Source organism: Paenibacillus sp. FSL M7-1414 (genome assembly GCF_038003195.1).
Classification (GTDB): Bacteria; Bacillota; Bacilli; order Paenibacillales; family Paenibacillaceae; genus Paenibacillus; species Paenibacillus amylolyticus.
Genome location: NZ_JBBOOS010000001.1, coordinates 1288595 through 1309349, shown reverse-complemented (window position 1 = coordinate 1309349; position 20755 = coordinate 1288595). Strand labels below are relative to the sequence as shown.

Annotated in this window: 14 protein-coding genes; 6 read left to right on the top strand and 8 right to left on the bottom strand. The window is 47.9% G+C overall.

The window, feature by feature from the left end:
• The first annotated feature begins 41 nt into the window (after window positions 1-41).
• Window positions 42-1016, top strand: a complete 975-nt coding sequence (locus MHH92_RS05815; protein ID WP_340902591.1) for a ring-cleaving dioxygenase — start codon at window positions 42-44, stop codon at window positions 1014-1016.
• Between the two features lie 149 nt (window positions 1017-1165).
• Here MHH92_RS05815 and MHH92_RS05810 read toward each other — a convergent pair whose 3' ends face one another.
• From MHH92_RS05810 to MHH92_RS05800, 3 genes are all read right to left on the bottom strand, one after another.
• The gene (locus MHH92_RS05810; RefSeq protein ID WP_100526911.1) at window positions 1166-1873 is read right to left on the bottom strand and encodes a stalk domain-containing protein; all 708 of its coding nucleotides are present in this window, start codon (window positions 1871-1873) and stop codon (window positions 1166-1168) included.
• A 268-nt stretch (window positions 1874-2141) separates the two neighbouring features.
• Window positions 2142-2987, bottom strand: a complete 846-nt coding sequence (locus tag MHH92_RS05805; protein WP_051449833.1) for a hypothetical protein — start codon at window positions 2985-2987, stop codon at window positions 2142-2144.
• A gap of 198 nt (window positions 2988-3185) precedes the next feature.
• Entirely contained in the window at window positions 3186-4463 is a 1278-nt protein-coding gene (locus tag MHH92_RS05800; RefSeq protein ID WP_036612082.1) for a methyl-accepting chemotaxis protein, read from the bottom strand.
• Window positions 4464-4757: 294 nt separating this feature from the next.
• On the opposite strand from MHH92_RS05800, the gene MHH92_RS05795 reads away from it, so the two are divergent.
• Complete coding sequence (locus MHH92_RS05795) at window positions 4758-6191, top strand: aspartate ammonia-lyase (protein WP_340902585.1); 1434 nt, start codon at window positions 4758-4760, stop codon at window positions 6189-6191.
• Between the two features lie 120 nt (window positions 6192-6311).
• Here the strand turns inward: MHH92_RS05795 and rpoN are convergent, their stop codons facing one another.
• Both rpoN and pruA read right to left on the bottom strand, forming a co-directional pair.
• Complete coding sequence (rpoN, locus tag MHH92_RS05790) at window positions 6312-7616, bottom strand: RNA polymerase factor sigma-54 (protein WP_340902583.1); 1305 nt, start codon at window positions 7614-7616, stop codon at window positions 6312-6314.
• Window positions 7617-7744: 128 nt separating this feature from the next.
• Window positions 7745-9292 (bottom strand): L-glutamate gamma-semialdehyde dehydrogenase, encoded by a 1548-nt coding sequence (gene pruA / locus MHH92_RS05785; protein ID WP_340902581.1) that lies wholly within the window; start codon window positions 9290-9292, stop codon window positions 7745-7747.
• A gap of 409 nt (window positions 9293-9701) precedes the next feature.
• Here pruA and MHH92_RS05780 point away from each other — a divergent pair, with 409 nt between their 5' ends.
• Window positions 9702-10625 (top strand): proline dehydrogenase family protein, encoded by a 924-nt coding sequence (locus tag MHH92_RS05780; RefSeq protein ID WP_340902580.1) that lies wholly within the window; start codon window positions 9702-9704, stop codon window positions 10623-10625.
• Window positions 10626-10853: 228 nt separating this feature from the next.
• Here the strand turns inward: MHH92_RS05780 and MHH92_RS05775 are convergent, their stop codons facing one another.
• A complete protein-coding gene (locus MHH92_RS05775; protein WP_340902577.1) occupies window positions 10854-12776 on the bottom strand; it encodes a beta strand repeat-containing protein in 1923 nt (640 codons plus the stop codon).
• Window positions 12777-13228: 452 nt separating this feature from the next.
• Here MHH92_RS05775 and MHH92_RS05770 point away from each other — a divergent pair, with 452 nt between their 5' ends.
• Complete coding sequence (locus MHH92_RS05770; protein ID WP_047841884.1) at window positions 13229-14944, top strand: sigma-54 interaction domain-containing protein; 1716 nt, start codon at window positions 13229-13231, stop codon at window positions 14942-14944.
• Window positions 14945-14991: 47 nt separating this feature from the next.
• On the opposite strand, the gene MHH92_RS05765 is transcribed toward MHH92_RS05770, so the two are convergent.
• Entirely contained in the window at window positions 14992-17061 is a 2070-nt protein-coding gene (locus MHH92_RS05765; RefSeq protein ID WP_036672392.1) for an nSTAND1 domain-containing NTPase, read from the bottom strand.
• Window positions 17062-17380: 319 nt separating this feature from the next.
• Here MHH92_RS05765 and MHH92_RS05760 point away from each other — a divergent pair, with 319 nt between their 5' ends.
• The gene (locus MHH92_RS05760) at window positions 17381-17671 is read left to right on the top strand and encodes a hypothetical protein (RefSeq protein ID WP_340902574.1); all 291 of its coding nucleotides are present in this window, start codon (window positions 17381-17383) and stop codon (window positions 17669-17671) included.
• A gap of 59 nt (window positions 17672-17730) precedes the next feature.
• Here MHH92_RS05760 and MHH92_RS05755 read toward each other — a convergent pair whose 3' ends face one another.
• Window positions 17731-19401 (bottom strand): PucR family transcriptional regulator, encoded by a 1671-nt coding sequence (locus MHH92_RS05755; RefSeq protein WP_340902573.1) that lies wholly within the window; start codon window positions 19399-19401, stop codon window positions 17731-17733.
• 189 nt (window positions 19402-19590) lie between these two features.
• Between MHH92_RS05755 and ald the strand changes: the two genes are divergently transcribed.
• On the top strand, window positions 19591-20724 hold the full coding sequence (ald, locus tag MHH92_RS05750; protein ID WP_127547145.1) for an alanine dehydrogenase: 1134 nt from the start codon (window positions 19591-19593) through the stop codon (window positions 20722-20724).
• Window positions 20725-20755 lie beyond the last annotated feature (31 nt).

The window sequence follows — 20755 nt, the reverse complement described above, 5'->3', positions numbered from 1 at the left end:
TAAACATTTACACTATCCCATTTCATCTAGGAGGAATTATTATGCAAATCAAAGGACTTCACCACGTATCAGCTCTAACAGCACATGCCGATCAGAACTATCGTTTCTACACCAACATCCTGGGTTTGCGCCTCATTAAAAAAACGGTCAATCAGGACGACGTGTCCGTCTACCATCTCTTCTATGGCGATGAAAAAGGCAATCCGGGTACCGAACTTACCTTCTTCGAGATTCCGATGGCCGGACAGACACGTGAAGGTGTGAACAGTATATCTGGCACGTCACTGCGCGTTCCAAGTGATGCAGCACTGACTTACTGGCAGCAGCGTTTTGACGAATTCGAAGTCCCACATGGAGAGATTGTTGAACGGGGTGGTCGTGCCACGCTTTCGTTCACAGACTTTGAAGGACAACGTCTGATTCTGGTCTCGGATGAAAACAACACAGGTGTCGCTGGTGGTAAACCATGGGATCAGAGTCCTGTGCCTGCCGAGTATGGCATTGTAGGTCTTGGCCCTATCCATCTTACGGTAAAAGATGCTTCCCTTACCGCTCCGGTTCTTACAGAATTGCTCGGTTTCAGAGCTAAAGGAAGTTACCCTGCCTTTACTCCAGGTCAACCTGATGTACTCGTTTTTGAATCCGGTGAAGGTGGCAGCGGCTCCGAGGTGCATGTTGAGGAACGGAATGACCTTGCCCAAGAGCGTCCTGGACGTGGCAGCGTACACCATGTTGCATTCCGTGTGGATAACGAAGAAGAACTGAAACAATGGGTGGAACGGGTTCGTAACTTCCAATTCCCTAACTCCGGTTTTGTAGATCGCTTCTACTTCCGCTCCCTGTATTTCCGTGAAGCAAACGGCATTCTGTTCGAACTTGCAACCGATGGTCCGGGATTTGATACAGACGAAGAATTGGAGCATCTGGGAGAATCGCTTGCTTTGCCTCCATTCCTTGAAAGTCGCCGCGCCGAGATTGAAGCCAATCTCAAACCACTGGATACCGTCATTCGTTAATATTCGTAACAAAAAGAAAATAAAAACGATGTTCACCAGGCAACTCTGAATACCGGATACGGTTCAGGAATCGCCTAGTGAATCATCGTTTTTTTATGTTTATGCTTGCCTTGCCCCTTCTGTAAGGTCGCAAACTTGCAGATTGTGTTTTACTTCGTCAGATACGATGTTGTGAGCGGTACAAACAGAGCCGAACCCGGATCTTCAGATACAATCTCTACATAGACAGCGTCTGTACCTTTAACATCCACATCTAGACTCATCATACCGCTTTCTGGAGTGATATTGAACTTTTTGAGTGTCGCGAGATCCTGATCATAGATATGAATCTCCTGATTTCCTTTCAGCGCGGCAAGTTCCAAGTGCAGAGAAGAATACTTTTTACCCGTATTAATCTGGATATCATCCCCCTGTTTCGTAGGATCATTATGCAGATAAACATCCTTGTAATCCTTGCCTTTATATGTGGTATCCTTAGGATCTTTGGTGTGCCAAGCGGTAGATCCCAGTACGGATGTTCCAAGTGCACTCAGCGTTACTTTTCCGTTGGTTACGGGCTCAGATCCATTCTTTCCGCCAATCAGGACGGATGAAGTTGCACTGTCATAAGTGATCTCTGTCCCAAGCAAAGATCCCACAGCACGCACAGGCAAATAAGTCGTTCCGTTGTAAGTGATAGGCAACACTGTTTTACCATTGGCATCTTTGGCTGTCACCGTGGCACCATCCATTTTTAGCGTAATCTTGCTGTTTAGATAGGCTTTAATCTGCTCCAACCCTGTTGCTGCGAGTGCACCTGTTCCGATCCCAAGCGTTAGTGTACCTACCATCAAACCCAGTACAACTTTTTTCTTCATCAAAATCCCTCCTGAATGTTAAAATGATTTGTCCTTTATACATTTAAACGACTAAAGTGATAATGTCAATTGTTTACTGCATTTTTAGTACACATTGCCTATTTCCGGGCAACACAAAACGAGGCTGTATGTCCCCATTTTTTTCAGCCTCGCCCTGTTTCCCATTGTCCGTATACGGAGAAAGGAAGATATTCTTGTCAGTTGTTCACTTAACTCCACAATCGAGAACTTTTAATTCCCACTGCACTATGATATCAACAGGATGATATCAATCAAAAGATTCATAATATTCTTCTTCATACACTTCCATGCTGTACTTCAAATCTACGGCCTTCCACTCGCCATCTTGATACTCATAAGCAAATGTCAGATCACCCGCATACAAAGCCGCACCGTAAGATCCTGCTGCTGATACGACAAGCTGGCCATCCTCTACACTGTAATAGGTAACTCCACCGAACCCCAACTCTTCGTTATATACGCCGCCACTCGTATCTTCCTCGATCCGTAAAGGTTCTGCTTGAACACCATCAACGGCGACATCAACATCCACACGGTCTGATCTAACCGTAACTTTTGACTTCACATGTTGTTTCGCAATCTCATCCAGAGATTGCATCTTCATCTCTTCCAGCGTTACCGGATTAATGATACGTGCTTGTCCCAAATAAATACCTGTTCCATGACCTTCCGTGTACAAAACGATAATTTCTTTCTGGCCGTCTCCATTCAGATCCAACTCGTGCACTTCGGGTTTGTAAGACCCGCCTTCTCCCTGCCAATCACTAAATTCTCGCGTTTTGCCGTCCACTTCCAAAATCATTCCGTTATATATATATCCTGAACCCTCAACTTTCATGGGGTATAATCTGACGTTCTCATTCTCTGGAGCTACCGAAACGTATTCCTCTTTCACAGGAATGGATTCCTGTGTTGTCTTCGTTGTGTCATGCAGTTTATCTATATTGGAAGCCTCGACCACTTCGGTCTGGCTGGATTGATCATCTATGTTAAGCTGTTTTTGCGATTCATTCATGGTTCTGGCAGCCGAAGTTGTACTAATCGTAGCTACCGCCAGAATAATCATCAGCAGGATACCTGTCCAAGTTTTCAATATACTGGGCTCCTTTATCTGTTGTGATAATCCTATTATATCTTCATTTATCGCCTGCAAGTTGCGAATTTGTTAATCTTTCATAAAATAATCTTTACAAATTTTCGTTTTCACGAAAGAACGTTCGGCTTTAACCAGAATAAGCAAATTATCATGCCAAAACTGTGCTCCAAAAACAAAAAAAATCCCGAACACAGCTTAAGGCTGCATCCGGAATGCTTTGGTTTTGTCCAATAACCGATCGGTTAATTGTCTCAGTTCTTCAGCCGAGGATGAAATCTCCTCCATGATGGCTGTCTCTTCGTGTGCGGCATCCATAATTCGTCTCGCCTCATCCGAGAACGATCCAGCTTTCCCTTGGATCTTCTTCACATGACCGTGCGTTTGCTCCACGCGACCGGTCTGTTCTGCAATCTTGGAGCCGATATCATGTGCACCCTTCATAAATACTTCCACTGTACCTGTCAGTTCATGCAACGTCTGATCCACAGAGACGGTCCGCTCCGATTCATTAACCACGAGACCATGCTGCTCATGAGACAGTTGGGCTGTCTCCCTGATCCGCTCTTGCACACGACTAATCAGCTCATTAATACGGTGTACCGATTCCTTACTTTCGTCTGCCAGCTTGCGGATCTGCTGCGCCACGACTGCAAAACCAGAACCCTCTTCGCCAGCTCGTGCAGCCTCAATGGAAGCATTCAAGGCAAGTAACCCAGTTTCCTCTGCGATGTTTTTGACAGACTGGGTAATTACCTCGATATCGGAGGCTTCCTTCTCCAGCAACAGCATAATATCGCGGGAACGATTGTGCGACTCGGCCAGCTCGTCCATCCCTTTCATCAACGATGAGAAAGTCTGTTTTGTATGATCCACCGATCGTTCCATCTGACCGGACATCTCTGTCATGTCCATTGACTGGCTATGCATACGTTGGAAATCGTTCAGCATCTCATCCGCAGTGATCAAAGATTGATGGGAAGTGACCTTCTGCTCTTCTACGCCTACTGCAATATGATCTACCGCATCCGACATCATCTCGATCTGTTCAGCGGCCTGGGTAATCGCTTCACTCAGAGACTGTGCGTTCTGTGAAGTCGTTCTTGTACTGTCTGCAATATCATTTACAATGCTTCGAAGGTTAGAAACCATTGCGCGAAAAGCATCATATAATACAGTAAGTTCATCCTGCGTGCGTCGCTGCGGAATTTCGGTTGTCAGATCTCCCGCTGAAACTTGCTGTGCAGCCCGGGACAGGTGAACGATTGGACGAGTCAGCCAGCGTGAGGCAAACCATCCCAGAATCCCGTTCCAGCATACTCCCATGATCAGGATAATCGATATGTATACCCAATTAGGAATATCTAATGTAATCCAGTCTTTGACAAAAAATATAAAAAAGCCGCTAGTTCCGTAGGTAATAATCGAAATCAGTACCAAACCTGCGACAGTCTTTGCTCCTAAAGTCCATTTCATGTGCACACCCCGTAGTCCTTTTTTCCTATTTTACCAATCAAGTACCAAATTTCATGTGATATACATCACTGAAAACGTTCTATTCCCCCTCATACTTGCCGTTCATGCATGACTTCTCTACCATATAGCGCATAATGTATAAGACAAGCTTGGATATCCCTAATTTTATTTATTATCGGCACAAGAGGTCAAATGATTTAGATTGGCATCCATTTTGCTTAAATGATATACTGAGTGCGCTTCAGCAACGCTGGAGCCGAACTATTTTTATTGATGCCACTGGAGGCGAACGAGATGTCTACTATGTCCACACGGACGGAGAAAGATTTTATCGGTGAAAAAGAAATCCCGGCTTATGCTTATTACGGAATTCAAACGGTACGGGCCGTGGAAAACTTCCCGATTACCGGCGTTCCGGTACACCGGGAGCTGATCACGGCTCTGGCTGCGGTGAAGAAGGCAGCAGCGATTACCAACATGGAGTTGAAGATGCTGCCGAGCAAGATTGGCGATGTGATCGTCATGGCAGCTGAAGAAATGATGAAAGGCCATCATCTGGATCATTTTATTGTAGACTCCATTCAGGGCGGTGCAGGCACCTCCATGAATATGAATATGAACGAAATTTTGGCCAATCGCGGGCTGGAACTGTTAACCAAAAGCAAGGGAGACTACTTCCATTGCAATCCCAATAATCATGTGAACATGTCCCAATCTACTAATGACGTGGTTCCTACAGCACTGCGCATTGCGGCGTACCAACTGTCGGAGACGTTACTCGCTACCATGAAAAGACTACAGGATGCGTTCCGTAAAAAAGAAGTGGAATTCAACGATGTGGTCAAGGTTGGCCGTACCCATCTTCAGGATGCCGTACCTATTCGCCTTGGACAAGAATTCGGAGCTTATGCCCGTGTCATCGGACGGGATATTGAGCGTCTTGAATTCGCCAATCGTCGCTTGCTTACCATTAACATGGGTGCAACTGCGGTAGGTACAGGACTCAATGCCAAACCCGAATATATCGTCAAGGTTACAGAGCACCTGTCAGCTGTTACCGGACTACCACTACAAACAGCTGAGGATCTCGTGGATGCAACCCAGAACACAGATGCCTATCTGGAACTTTCAGCGGCGCTGAAGGTATGTGCGGTTAGCCTTTCCAAAATCTGTAATGACATTCGCTTGATGGCTTCAGGCCCGCGTGCAGGATTCAATGAATTGCGCCTGCCACCGCGTCAGCCAGGTTCGTCCATTATGCCGGGTAAAGTCAACCCCGTTATGGCGGAAGTCATTAACCAGGTATCCTTCCAGGTGATGGGGAACGATCATACGATCTGTATGGCATGTGAAGCCGGTCAATTCGAGCTGAATGTCATGGGCCCAGTTATTGCTTTCAACTTGCTGCAATCGCTGAAAATCATGAATAACGGCATCGATGTTTTCACACGTTATGCAGTTGAAGAGATGGAAGCTAACCGTGAGCGCTGCGAATTAATCATGAACCAAAGTTTCAGTATGGTTACGGCGTTGAACCCGCACTTGGGTTATAATGTGGCAGCTTCCATCGTGAAGGAAGCGCTCAAGACTGGACTTTCCTTGCAAGAGATTATTCTCGAACGCGGATTGCTGACACCGGAAGAACTGGAAGAGATTCTTCATCCGGAACAGATGACTACACCAGGGATTGCCGGAGAACACTTCCTGCGTAATATGGAACGTTTGTAGGTACTCAGGAAAACTGATGCAGCAACCCAAACTCAAATAATTAACAAGAACCCCCGCAGACCGTTTATCCGGTTTGCGGGGGTTCTTGTATTCAGAGATGATAATAAGCCAGCTATTCGATTAAGCCCACCGTTTACGCTCAAGGGAAGGCAGAATCTGAAGTTCCTCCCTGTACTTGGCAACCGTTCTGCGGGAGATGACAATCCCCTCCTCGGCGAGCAGTGTGGCCAAATGACTATCCGAGTATGGACGCTGAGCCTGTTCCATGCGAATGATTTCTTTTAATCTACGTTTCACCGCTGATGCTGATGTTTTCTCCCCTGATGTTGTACTGATTCCCGAGGCAAAAAAAGCCCTGAGTTCATATACACCATGTGGGGTCTCAATGTATTTACCATTCACCGCACGACTTACCGTTGATTCATGCATGCCAATCTTCTCTGCAATAACAGCCAGATTAAGTGGTTTTAGCGCGGATGGGCCTTTGACCAAAAAGTGCTTCTGCTCTTCCATCACTGCCGCCAGCACACGCACTAAAGTCCTGCGCCGCAAGTGTACACTCCGAATAATAGCCCTCGCCTCTGCCACGCGGGTAGACCAGATTGTGTCCGGAGCCTCTTCCCTGATCCAGCGGAAGCACGCTTCATTCATCGATACCCGAGGGTTACCTGCTGCATGCAAACTATAATGGACCTCACCGTTACGCAACCCAACAATGGCATCCGGAATAATGTAATGTGGCCGTTCTATACATCCGATCGATCGACAGGGCTTGGGATCGAGACGTGTAATATAGTCATAGGCAGTCTGAGCTTCCTGCGAAGTCATGCCTAATCGTCTCCCTGTTCTACCTGGGTGAAAAGGAACCAGTGCTTCCAATCCTGCTTCCACCATCCATTCCGCATTCAGCGAGGCTGATGGATCACGTCTAATCTGGAGCAACAGACATTCTTGCAGATTCCGCGCCCCTACACCAGCAGGGTCCAGCGATTGGAGAAGCTCCAGTCCCGCTGCAATCTTGCTCATCGGAAGCTCAAGTGTTGCTTGCACCTCTGCCAGTTCAATCGTCAGATAACCATCATCATTAACGCACCCTGCCAAATATACGGCCATATTTTCCAATTCGTCTGGAATTGTCATCACTCGAATTTGCGCAATCAGCAATTGTTCCAGAGTAGGTTCGGCACCTTTGGCCTGAAGCAACGGGTCATAGGAATCATACCTCCGCTGATCCATTCGCCGCGGAATCCGGGCGAGAGGCGCAGCTTGTTCTTCCAGTTCAAGTACTGGATTTTCCTCCGCTGCATCCAGCAAATAACGGGTCAGATCCTGACCAGACATGGTTAGCAATTGAAAGGATTGTTTCATCTCCGGCGTGATGGACAGCCGAATACGTTGTTCCTGTACCAACTGAACACCTAACATCCGTTACCCTCCTTATGCCTTAGGCAATAAGCATCTGTGTTTCTTATACGAACAAAAGGATTTGCAGGGATAATAGCATACTATTCAAGTGAATGTAAGAAGTTTTTAGTTGGATCATGAGTTCCTGTCTAGTATTTCTCCGACACCAGCTTCGCCTGGGTAAACAACAGCAGATAGTCTCTTCCACCTGCCTTGGAATCCGTGCCTGACATGTTAAATCCGCCAAATGGATGTGTGCCTACCAGTGCTCCGGTACATTTCCGGTTGAAATACAGATTACCCGCAAAGTATTCGCGTCTTGCCTGTTCCAGATGTTCACGATTACGTGAGATCACCGCGCCGGTCAGACCATAGTCTGTATTATTGGCGATATCCAAAGCATCCTGGAAAGATTCTGCTTTGATGAACGCAAGCACAGGTCCAAAAATCTCATCCTGAGCAATCCGGGCTCTCGGGTCTACATCCGCAATTATGGTTGGTTCAATGAAATAACCTTCAACGTTCCCTGTACCGCCACCGTGCATAAGCCGCCCCTCACCCTTGCCGATTTCAATATATTCCGTGATCTTTGCATATGCCTTATCATCGATAACTGGCCCAACCTGACTGCCAACTTCAAGCGGACTACCCATCGTCAGTTTCTGTGTCCGTTCAATCACTTTTTGCAATACTTCATCATATACATCCTTATGAATAATGGCACGGGAACACGCCGAACATTTCTGGCCTGAGAAACCAAATGCCGAAGCGGTAATGGACTCTGCCGCGAGTTCCAGATCACTGTCACTGTCTACTACGATAGAATCCTTGCCGCCCATCTCTGCAATAACCCGTTTGATCCACTTCTGACCTGGAGCTGTTCGTGCTGCACGTTCATTAATTCGCAGTCCCACATCTCGGGAACCGGTGAAGCTGATAAACCGGGTGAGCGCATGATCCACGAGATAATCCCCCACTTCACTGCCTGGTCCTGGTAAAAAGTTCACAACGCCATCCGGCAGACCAACTTCTGCGAGCAGCTCCATAAACTTGGCGGCAATCACCGGAGTTGTGCTGGCAGGCTTCAAGACCACTGTGTTGCCAGATACCAGTGCAGCCGAAGTCATGCCTGCCATAATCGCCAGCGGGAAGTTCCAAGGTGGAATAACAACACCAACACCCAGCGGAATATAGCTCAGCTCATTATCTTCCCCTGCAATCCGCACGAGGGGCTGCGGTTCACTCAGTCGCTGCATATCCCGTGCGTAGAATTCCATAAAATCAATGGCTTCTGCTGTATCCGCATCGGCTTCAGGCCAAGTCTTGCCGGCTTCATAAACCATCCATGCAGAGAACTCATGCTTGCGACGACGCATAATGGCAGCTGCTTTGTATAGATAACGAGCCCGTTCATTCGGGTCAGTATGTTTCCATGTGTGGAATGTCTCCGCTGCTGTCTGAATGGCCTTTTCGGCCAATTCCTGATCTGCCTGATGGATCGTTCCGACAACTTGATTCTTGGCTGCCGGGTTCACGGAAGTTAACGTGCGGCTGCTTGTTATTTTTTGCCCACCAATAATAATCGGGTATTCCTGCCCAAGTTCAGCTTCTACCTGACGAAGTGCGTCTTCAAATGCTTCCTGGTTCGCCTGTACTGCAAAGGGTGTGAATGGTTCGTTAACAAAAGGGATATTCATCAATGATTCCTCCTTCAGGATGTGGGATTCGCTGGCTGCTCGCCTGAATTATTTTGCATGTTACTCATCACCAAATATATGTAGCAAAATCCGTGCCAACTCCGGTTGAGACTGAAATATTTTTCTCGTTAAATTTAACTAAAGAAAATTCACTCGGGCCACTCCGATGACAGAATAACCTTCCGATCGCTGTTATCCCCAGATTTTTTTGTTTCCTTTTTATAGAGGGGAAATCCGGGGATAAAGGCGAGCGCTCCGCTTCTTCAGGTTCTTTCTGTCCTCTCCGTTTTGTGTAAATGTTTAGTTCAATTTAAATAGATAATTTTCATGAAAAATAGTAGACCATCGCCAAATCTGGCACGTTTCTTGCTTGAATTAAGGATGCAAAATGCTGAAGGAGGAAACGAAAATGAGTGTAGGAACGGAACTATATCGCAAAACCTTATTGACCGTGGCAGGCAACAAAGCTGTAGAGAACCTGTCCATTAGATATGGTAAGAAGCTGGCAGGCAAATTTATTGCAGGAAACACCTTGGAAGAAGCTCTCGAAGAGATCCATATACTCAATAATAAAGGCATTATGGCTACACTCGATCATCTGGGCGAAGGCATCACTCGCCTGAGCGAAGCGGCATTATACAGGGATGAGTATGTACGCCTGGTAGAAGGCATTGCACGTGAAGGCGTAGACTCCAACGTCTCGCTAAAACCAACCCAGATGGGCCTCGCACTTGAACCGGAAGAGGGTTACCAAAATATCCGTACCGTTGCCACACAAGCCAAATTGCATGATCTATTTGTCCGAATTGATATGGAGGATAGTCCATTTACTCAAGCAACGCTGGATATTGTGCGAAGACTGCACTCGGAAGGACTGCATAATACAGGCACAGTATTGCAAGCCTACCTGCATCGCACCGAAGAAGATACACGTGATATGATTCGGGAAGGCATTCGGCTTCGTCTGGTTAAAGGTGCTTACAAAGAACCCGGATCAGTAGCCTATCAGAATACTTCTGAAGTCATTCATCAATTCAAAACGATGATTCGTAATCACCTCGATCAGGGTGTGTACACTGCGGTTGCCTCGCATGATGATCACATCATTAACTGGACAAAACAATACGCTAAGGATCGGGGAATCTCGCCGGATGCCTTTGAATTTCAGATGTTATATGGTCTGCGCATGAGCGAACAGGAACGTCTCGCCAAAGAAGGCTATCGCATTCGCTGTTACGTACCTTATGGCACCATGTGGTATCCGTACTATACCCGCCGTTTAGCCGAAAAACCGGCTAATCTCTGGATGGTCGTTAAGAATATGTTCCGATAGTTATTTTCCAGCTGGATCAATATATATATGAAAAAAGACAAAAGAAAACCATGTTGCCTCTTTCTTTCTGGGCACATGGTTTTTTCTGTACGAACACTTTACAAGAGCATCTAACTTTCCTTTTCTCCGATTCTTCTCTTAATGTCTAAAAAATTAGCATCTCCAATTTTAAATGTCTACTTTTCTGGACACACCCATTTATTAATCAAAATTATAAGCTCGAAAAGTTTAACTGCTTAACTGTTGAATAAGAATAGAAGCATTAGTATTGGTCTGTGTTCCACCTGCTAGTGTTTGCAGACCAACAGCTGATGCGCTGGAATGATTCCGTAATGTCAGCACATCACCGGGAGCAGCCGTAATAATGACCATGCCTGGATTCGGTTGAGTCCCAGCTCCTGAACCATAGACACTGCCACCTACAGGGGCTCCGTTTTGATAAAGGGTGAATTGGTTTGCCTGCACACCTGCAACGTTGAAAAACACCGCATAGTCCCCAGCATTACCAATAATAATCGCAGCGGTATTGGGCGCATGAGTAATATTAGTAAGATTTTGGTTGCTGTCGAAGATTACATCCGCTTCAATAGCTACAGTTTGAGCTGAAGTATTAAAAATATAAGCGTACGAGGACAACCCTTGCCCTGCTGTACCGGTTGCTCCAGTGACACCTGTTGTTCCGGTAACCCCAGTGCTTCCTGTTACTCCCGTAATACCCGTGGCTCCTGTAATGCCCGTCGCTCCTGTTACTCCAGTAACCCCGGTACTTCCCGTTGCTCCAGTAGCTCCAGTGCTTCCCGTTACTCCAGTAACGCCCGTGGCTCCTGTTACTCCGGTAGCCCCGGTGCTTCCCGTTGCTCCCGTAACGCCCGTCGCTCCTGTTACTCCGGTAGCTCCGGTACTTCCCGTTGCTCCCGTAACGCCCGTGGCTCCTGTCACTCCGGTGGCCCCGGTGCTTCCCGTTGCTCCCGTAATGCCCGTGGCTCCTGTCACTCCAGTAGCCCCGGTGCTTCCCGTTACTCCAGAAATGCCCGTGGCTCCTGTTACTCCAGTAGCTCCAGTGCTTCCCGTTACTCCAGAAATGCCAGTGGCTCCTGTTACTCCAGTAGCTCCGGTGCTTCCAGTTGCTCCCGTAACGCCCGTGGCTCCTGTTACTCCAGTAGCTCCGGTGCTTCCCGTTACTCCGGTGGCCCCGCTGCTTCCGGTTGCTCCCGTAACGCCCGTGGCTCCTGTTACTCCGGTAACCCCGGTGCTTCCCGTTACTCCAGAAATGCCTGTGGCCCCTGTTACTCCAGTAGCTCCGGTGCTTCCCGTTGCTCCCGTAACCCCGGTGACACCTGTTACTCCCGTAATACCCGTGGCTCCTGTTACTCCGGTGGTCCCAGTGCCTCCCGTCACTCCCGTAACGCCCGTGGCTCCTGTTACTCCGGTAGCCCCGGTGCTTCCCGTTGCTCCAGAAATGCCCGTCGCTCCTGTTACTCCAGTGGCTCCGGTGCTTCCCGTTACTCCCGTAATGCCTGTGACTCCTGTCACTCCAGTAGCTCCGGTGCTTCCCGTTGCTCCCGTAACCCCGGTGACACCTGTTACTCCCGTAATACCCGTGGCTCCTGTTACTCCGGTGGTCCCAGTGCCTCCCGTCACTCCCGTAACGCCTGTGGCTCCTGTCACTCCAGTAGCTCCAGTCCCTCCTGTTACTCCCGTAACGCCCGTACTACCAGTGACCCCGGTGCCTCCTGTTACTCCTGTAACGCCCGCGGCCCCTGTGGCTCCTGTTACTCCCGTTGTGCTCAGCGTTTCTCCCAATAACTCTTGGGATACCAATCGGTGAGCCGCGACTAATTCGCCTGCGGCATTTTTGCCCCATACGGATATTTGTGCTTCTGAAGCAGCCGTGTCTGAGGTTGAAAATACAAACTCGAAAGCATCAAAATTCCCATTATAAACTTTGGTTATGACCTGATTAGGTGATACATTGAGCAGTTCTTCTACATATAATGTTCTGACTCCATTAAGGTAATAACCCCGAAGAAGGACCGTGAACATTTCTGTCGCATTCCGGTTATCGATTTTGACCGTAACGGATTGAGTTGGTCGGATCCCCGTTATTCCTGAAATTTTATTCTCAATGGGCCCAGTTGATAGAATGGCCATTTCATCACCCTCCTTTGGTTCTTCTTCATGCGGATAGCCTTCATATAGCATTATTCAGAAGTTTCATAATGGTGTGGACAATTCATGTTCTATACGAATAATCACTTCAACTGCCCGTGTAACATATTGAGAAATAACAGTTCTATCAGGTATTTTAAATGTCAATTTTAATAACTTAACCCTCACCTTAATCACTAAATGGTCTATAATAATTAACATTAATTCCTTTAAATAATATTAAAAGGGAATAAAAGAAATGAAAATTCAACATCGATCTCCTCTGTGCCGACAACATGTATGCTTCATGTCAAAAAATATATACACACCTCATTTGGAAAGTTATAATATGGGTAACCATCATTCTCCAGTCATTTCATATGTAGATCACTTTGTAAGTAACTCGTGTAAAAGAAGTCGTTTCCAAAAGTTATGTTCTAACTGAGGTGATATCGATGAAACATTTACTTCCAGAATTAATGTCTTTATTGCGTACGGATATGGATGTTCTGGATACAGACCTCCCCACACTTACCATTCCGTCATCAACATCGTTGGTAGATGCCTTCTGCTTATTCGACACATCTTCTTATTTATTCATTCAGGATGATGGCCCTCTATTGGGATATATCGCCGTATCCGATGTTTTACATGCCATGATGCATGCGCATCGCCTAATAGAAGCTTATTTTGAGACCACACTGGAGACAGCGGGTTCAGCTCTGACATTAATTAATGAAGATGCCAAGGTGGCCTACTGGACAACTGGCGCGGAGCATGTTTTTTCGATCAGCAAAAAAGACATCATCGGACAACCCGCAGCGGACTTTTTCCCTCCAGATCGGCTACAGTCTCTCAAAACGTTGTATACCGGTGAAACGGTCTATCGCAAACAGCATCAGCCACGGCCCGACCTCTTCGCGCTGATTAATGCTCGTCCTGTCCAACTGGATGGACATATTGTAGGTGCAGTTGCTGCAGAAGTGGATATAACAACCGAAATCCGATTACATCAGGAACTATTACATATGACCTCCAAAGTCCAGCACCTGGAGAAAGCCGTTGCTCGGCTACGTCCCGAATTAGATCCATTTGCCAGAATCAAGGGCAGCAGCCCGGTCATCAAACAGTGCATGGAGACCATACGCAAGATCAGTACCACCTCAGCAACCGTACTTATCCTCGGAGAGAGCGGCACAGGCAAGGAGTTATTCGCCAAAGCCATTCATGATCTTCGTGAATCGCAGACTGCACCGTTCATCGCTATTAACTGTGGGGCAATTCCTGCTTCCTTGTTTGAAAGTGAGTTGTTCGGCTACGAAAAAGGTGCCTTCTCCGGAGCAGATCCCAAAGGCAAAAAGGGCAAGATTGAGCTTGCCGAAGGGGGTACTCTTTTTCTGGATGAGATCGGTGAGATGCCATTGGAATTGCAAGTGAAACTGCTTCGGGTGTTGCAGGAGAAGAGTTACTTTCCTGTGGGGGGAACGCGTATGAAACAGGCCGACTGCCGGATTATCGCAGCAACCAACCAGAATCTAATGAGTATGATTGCCCGTAATCAATTCCGAGAAGATCTCTACTATCGGCTGAATGTCATTAACCTAGTCATCCCTCCTCTGCGTATGCGCAAGGAAGATATATATGAATTAACCCAGACGTTCCTTCAAGAATTCTCATTGCTCTATAACCGTCATATTGAATTGGTTCCACCTGAAGTGTTCAAGTTGCTGTTCCAATATGATTGGCCAGGCAACGTACGTGAATTACGAAATGTGATCGAACGCCTGACCATTCTGACGACAGATGGTGAGGTGAAGCAGGAATATCTGCCAGATACCCTCACTTCCCTCATCATGCAAGAACAGTCCGAAGTTCAACTGACATCCGGAATTCATTCATATGCCAACAACGAAAATCAGCAACGTCAGGATTCGGCGGGAGCAGAACCAGAAAAAGAACCTCGATCCGTTGCAAATGTGGACGAATTAGATCCCTCAGATGATTCCGAACTTGTCTCAGGTGTTACCTACCAGCAAAAATTGGACACCTATGAGGCGCAGCTTCTAATTCAATATCTGAAAGCAGCAGATGGCAACAAACGAACACTCGCCAAGCAACTTGGCATCTCCAGGGCAACGCTCTATAACCGCATGAAGAGGCTTGGTCTATGACCAGCCTCTTCTTGTCTTCATTATCGGTATGACGAACGAATAGAACCCTACAAAATCCGCGCCAAGCGAGTCAGCGCTGTTCTGAGATGGCGATAAAATGTCGCCCGACTCATGGAACACGTCTGGGCTGCGGCAGTTGGATTGCCAGCATGCGTCCAGTAGGCCGCGCATAACAGCATCTGATCCTGTGGAGATAGGCCATGTACTCTGCCTTCCAACAGATCCATGACATACAGCTGTAACTGGATTCCATCCTTTACTCCTCTAACCCTGTCAGCATATTCATGCAATTCTCCCGGGGAACGAAGATCCCCCAACATCTTGCGAACATCCTGTTCAGTCCAGATGACACCATCCACTTCTGTTGTTTCCGGCTGTATACGATCTTCTGTTGATTTCGGATCAAGCAGAGACATGACCCACTCTCCGAAATGCCCGCTACGCAAATCCAAATCAAGTATGTCCGCCTGGTCCTCGAATCTGTCACAGACACGAGTGCGGGTTCTTCGCATCTGGAATCCAATACTTTGCAAAAATAGTTTCAGGTGAGGATTCGTTGCAACGAGTATCGCTCGCGCACCATCACCCAGTAGAGACAGTCGGTCCAGTGCCATATACCCCACCAGTTCTTCTCGTGTGTAACCAGGCACGTCATCTCTTGCCGCAGCCAGCAAAGCAAAGTGAGTATCACTCTGATCCGGATCATTGCCAAGCTCCTGTGGTGTGAAGCATTCATTCATCTCATTTGGAAAATACTTCAGTAGCAGCCCGCTACTTTCCCTATGTACTAGCACTGTAATGAACATGGCGATTGACTCTCCAAGCTGGTCACGCATCAATACGATCCCTTCGGGATAACGGTGCGCCAGCTCATCCAGGAACGGGCCATAGGACACAGCCTGCCATGGTTCCACGCTGTACTCGCACCATTGCTGTAACAAGCTGTGCAGAGCGGGCAGATCCTCTTTTCTCATCGTCTCAAGAGGGGAGAACAGGGAATCACGAGACACGTCTGCGTACTTGCGGTATTGAAGCATCGATTCCTGACAGAGCAGCAGCATCTTTCGGGCGATTTGACGACGCTCATGAGCCCCTGCGTGTTCATGTAGCGGTTTCAGCAGCTTCGCAATCTTGATACGCAATGTCTGCAACCGATGTGGCTCACGCTGTCGAAAATCCCGTAGCAGATGTACCCTGGCCATGTCATGCAGTCCAAGACCATCCGGACCGGAACGGATAAACGACATCTGTCTCAGCATGTGGTAGTCTTCTTGCGTCACAGTCATGTCCAGGACAGATGATAACAATTCCTGATTGGCTGTCTCAATCAGTGTCAGTACCTCGACCATGGGATGTAGACGGGAATTCGTCAGTTCCAATAACAATCGTGCACTGATCATATGTGACAGTTCAGCCCATTCGGACTGTGGAAGATTCCTCCTCTGATCCGCAGCTTCTACAGCAAGGGCCAGCCCCAGCGGATGTCCATCGGTCATTCGCGTAATGGTACCCGCCATCCCCTGATTCAGAAAGCCTGCCACCGTGATGTATTCCGTAATCTCATCAACTGTAAAATGTTGAAGCCGCATCTGTATAAATCTCTGATGTAATCGGGGATGTGTCCGCCAGGTGGACGCCAGTTCCGGGCGTGATGCAAGAATGACAAGTATCCCTCTTAACGGAAGTTTGGATACAAAGACTTCCATGAACCAGCTTTCTAACAGAGCAAGCTCTTCATAATTATCCACGGCCAGAACCAATCTCTTCTCGATCGATGTGTCTCTCAGCAGACTCAATGGTCGCGGGTATCCTTCACTATCCATTGTTTCCAAGCCTAATGTAGAGGACAAATAATCCATAAAAACGGAAGGAGTTGCCCCACATGATCGACCATCCATCCATATTGCCGTCGCACCTCGATCCCGAGAGACAGATAACATCTCTGAAAGCAAGGAAGATTTACCAATGCCTCCCATACCCGTAATTGAAAATATGGTTAATGGGGCTTCCGGATGATTGAACCACCGCTCCAGTGTCGTCAGTTCCTTGGTTCGACCAATGAAACGTTTGCCATCCTCAAGATATTTGTCGTATTGAGCCTCACTACTGTTTCCCATATATGTCCTCCGTACTAGATACTGGTACTTTTAATATACTTTTTTCTCTCACAAAATTGAGACTATATTGAGACGCGCAATTGCATGTGAAGTGATAGAATCTTGTTAAAAGCCAATTTAATGGAAATATTCAAAACAGCGGACATGGAAACGTATAACAAGGTATACATAAACGCCTCCGCATTATTTCTTATCATAATGGATCATTCCGCCGATCAAACTGCAATCAACATGTTACATGAGCATTTACTGATCTCGAATTCATGCTTCCCTTTCATACCCTACTACCAGCCCGATATTCCAGGAAAGGCGGATTTGTGTGAGAATAAACCTCGATATCTGTAATCTGAGCGGACAACTCGGAATCAATCCCAAACGACTTAATGAATGGCTGCACCAAAGTGGCATTTCAATGGAGGACAACGTCGCAGAACCGGAAGGACTCCCTGACCGGTCATCCCCCCCGTATCGGCTGGCTGCACCTTCTTCCTTATCACTGGCACCATCCTCCGGTCAAGTGAAGCTTTATCGGGGCCGACGCTCCACTTCCACTCTGCAACGCCTGCCTGCTTCATTACAACATACCCGGCGGATTAGTAAAAACTGCTAGACTGTGCTCAAGGTAGTGTAAGATGGGTGCACAGTCTGTGTTGCATCCCTTTCACCTCATCAAGAGGATTGCCACTGCCCATTCTCAATCATCGCGTGCGCGAGCAGCGCCATCTCCAGACAGATTCTTCTCCCTTGATCCATGTAACCTGGACCCATCAGTTCTTCCAGCTTCTCCAGTCTGTTGTACAACGTTTGCCGATGAATAAACAACTGGGCAGCTGCATCCCGTTTGGAACCAAAGTTCTGCAGGTAAGCATCCAACGTCTCCACCAATCGCAGGTGATGCGTTTGGTCATGTTCAATCAACATACCCAGGTGATCCTGGACAAAGGGTTGCAGGAAGGATTGGGGTAACGCCTTTAACATTTGATATATACCCATACGTTCGTAAAAGTGAACATGTTCCATCGAATCTACCGATCTCGAAACTTCGATCACCTGATAGGCCTCCTGAAGGCTCTCCGGCAGGCTGGTCAAACGGTTGCGTAACTTGCCAAATCCCACATGAATCATAACCTGTTTCAAGTTACGGCTCGCAAACCGCTTCACGTCCAGAGCGATTCCTTCCAGCAATCGTAGCAACTGATGACGTGCAGCAGTCGTTACCACTTCCTTCGCACAGCACAGATATACCTGGTTGTTCTTCAGCATAATCAGGCTAGGCAGATTGTTCTTCTTGAGCAGGGAACGTAGCAGGACAAGAACATCCTGATGATTCGCTTCCATTCGCTCCCGGCCTGTACCCTTCAATCGATGCTCAATCTCGATGACCCCTCCTGCAAACCAGTACTGTCCCTTCACCAGCAAACGAAGCCCCATTCGAGTCTGAGCCTGTTCCTCCTGATGGATGTTGCCATTCATCAGATCCTGGATCAGTTCATTCTGATTGCGGACCATCTTCTCCTCAAGAAACTGGGAACGAAGCGTGAGCGCTGCCGCCGCCTTCGCCGTATAATCGAGCAACAGCTTGAGATATTCCACTGGAGCTGCGGGATGCACAATCATGCCTACAGCCGAAAATACCTGGCCAAAACAGACGACCGGATGACACAGCAGAGCCTTCTCTTCGTCGATGTGGAACCATAATTCGGTATCTGAATCATTCAAATCCAGATGTTCTACCTCATGCTCGTACCAGGTATAGATGGCCTGTTCCATCTCCGGAACAAGCTCGGGCACAAAACTGCCTGGCTCCATGGACGAAATGTACACCACCGGTTTGGCAGCGTACTCATGCAGCAGGTTCAGCACAGCAGACATATCCGTACTCTGTAATGTTCGTTGCTGAAGCTGACGGGAGTATGCTTCCAGACTTTTCAGCAACTGGTGTTGATGATTAATGAGCAGAGAGTGAATATCCTGTGTGATCTCGACAAAACGGACCGGTTGCTCGAATACGATTAGCGGAAATTGGTGTCTGTCCGCCAGTTCAATCAGTTCTTCGGGGATTCCGTATATGCTGGTACCAAACTCCACACACAGCCCGGCTGCCTCACTGCCAATGAGTTGAAGCAGATACTCTTCGCGCCCTTCTTCCGATTGAAGCCACAGTCCAGTGGATAAAATAAGATCATGGGGGCTTACGAATGGAGATACATTTGTAATCTCCAATACATGAACCCAGCCAACCTGACGGTTCACTCCATCCTTCCCTGCCGCTAGTCGTGCTCGGCGAAATACCGGACGTGCAAGGATATCTTTGATCGTAAACACACGGTCATTTCGCAATGGCGATCCCTCTTCGTGTTATTTTTTCTTACATTATAATCCATGGACAAATGTCCTGAACAGTCTTTTTCGACAATATGTTGAGTTCAATTCCTAAAGATTAGACATCAAGTAAGGTGCAAAACGATTATCCAAGTCATAAACTTGTAGTATAAGCTAACAACCAATAAATGGACGAGGTGCATGGTGATGAGAATCGGAATTCCCAAAGAAATCAAGAACAATGAGAATCGTGTAGCAATGACTCCGGCCGGGGCTGCTGATTTCATCAGAGCCGGTCACCAGGTACTGATTGAACAAGGCGCGGGGAACGGCAGTGGATTCACGGATCATGAATATCAAACTGCAGGCGCCGAGATTCGGATGGATGCCAAGTCCGTGTGGACCGAAGCCGATATGATCATCAAGGTGAAAGAACCGCTTGCCAGTGAATATGGATATTTTCGTCCGGGATTGATTCTGTTCACATACCTGCACCTCGCAGCGGAACCGGAGCTTGCCAAAGCCCTTATTAAAAGTCGGGTAACGGCTATTGCGTATGAGACGTTGGAGGTCAACAGTGCTCTGCCCCTGCTCACACCTATGAGTGAAGTTGCAGGCCGCATGGCCTCCCAAATCGGAGCACAGCTACTGGAGAAAACGGAAGGTGGCAAGGGCATTCTGTTGTCTGGTGTACCCGGCGTCAGTCGGGGGAAAGTGGTCATTATTGGTGGCGGAACGGTGGGAACAAATGCAGCCAAAATTGCTATTGGTCTTGGCGCCGATGTGACCATCCTTGACCTGAATCTGAATCGTCTGCGGCAGTTGGATGATATCTTTGGCAATCAGATCCACACGCTAGTATCCAGCCCGTCCAACATTGCAACAGCTGTTGCGGCGGCAGATCTGTTGATCTGTGCGGTGCTGATTCCGGGCGCCAAGGCGCCAACGCTTGTCAGCGAGCAAGTGGTGAAGACGATGGCACCGGGTTCGGTCATTGTGGATGTGGCGATTGATCAGGGTGGGATCGTTGAGACCATTGATCATATCACAACCCACGATGAACCGACCTATGTGAAACATGGCGTCGTGCATTACGCGGTGGCGAACATGCCGGGCGCCGTGCCGCGTACTTCCACGGTGGCGCTGACCAACGCCACCATGCCTTATGCGCTGCAGCTGGCCAACCACGGTGCAGCCGCCGCGATTCGCGGCAGTTCGTCCATTCGCAGCGCGGTTAACGTGCTGAATGGACACATCACGTATGAGGCGGTTGCCCGGGATCTCGGGCATGCCTATGTTCCTGCGGGTCAGGCGCTGGAGAATACCGCCGCTGTCCAGTAATCTTGATATGATCGTTCCATCCGGCGCCTAG

Excerpts from the sequence above, each read along its gene's own strand:
- ald (WP_127547145.1), top strand. The coding sequence starts at position 19,591 with ATGAGAATCGGAATTCCCAAAGAAATCAAGAACAATGAGAATCGTGTA.
- pruA (WP_340902581.1), bottom strand. The coding sequence starts at position 9,292 with ATGAATATCCCTTTTGTTAACGAACCATTCACACCCTTTGCAGTACAG.
- MHH92_RS05765 (WP_036672392.1), bottom strand. The coding sequence starts at position 17,061 with ATGGGAAACAGTAGTGAGGCTCAATACGACAAATATCTTGAGGATGGC.
- MHH92_RS05800 (WP_036612082.1), bottom strand. The coding sequence starts at position 4,463 with ATGAAATGGACTTTAGGAGCAAAGACTGTCGCAGGTTTGGTACTGATT.
- MHH92_RS05780 (WP_340902580.1), top strand. The coding sequence starts at position 9,702 with ATGAGTGTAGGAACGGAACTATATCGCAAAACCTTATTGACCGTGGCA.
- rpoN (WP_340902583.1), bottom strand. The coding sequence starts at position 7,616 with ATGTTAGGTGTTCAGTTGGTACAGGAACAACGTATTCGGCTGTCCATC.
- MHH92_RS05810 (WP_100526911.1), bottom strand. The coding sequence starts at position 1,873 with ATGAAGAAAAAAGTTGTACTGGGTTTGATGGTAGGTACACTAACGCTT.
- MHH92_RS05795 (WP_340902585.1), top strand. The coding sequence starts at position 4,758 with ATGTCTACTATGTCCACACGGACGGAGAAAGATTTTATCGGTGAAAAA.
- MHH92_RS05770 (WP_047841884.1), top strand. The coding sequence starts at position 13,229 with ATGAAACATTTACTTCCAGAATTAATGTCTTTATTGCGTACGGATATG.
- MHH92_RS05775 (WP_340902577.1), bottom strand. The coding sequence starts at position 12,776 with ATGGCCATTCTATCAACTGGGCCCATTGAGAATAAAATTTCAGGAATA.
- MHH92_RS05815 (WP_340902591.1), top strand. The coding sequence starts at position 42 with ATGCAAATCAAAGGACTTCACCACGTATCAGCTCTAACAGCACATGCC.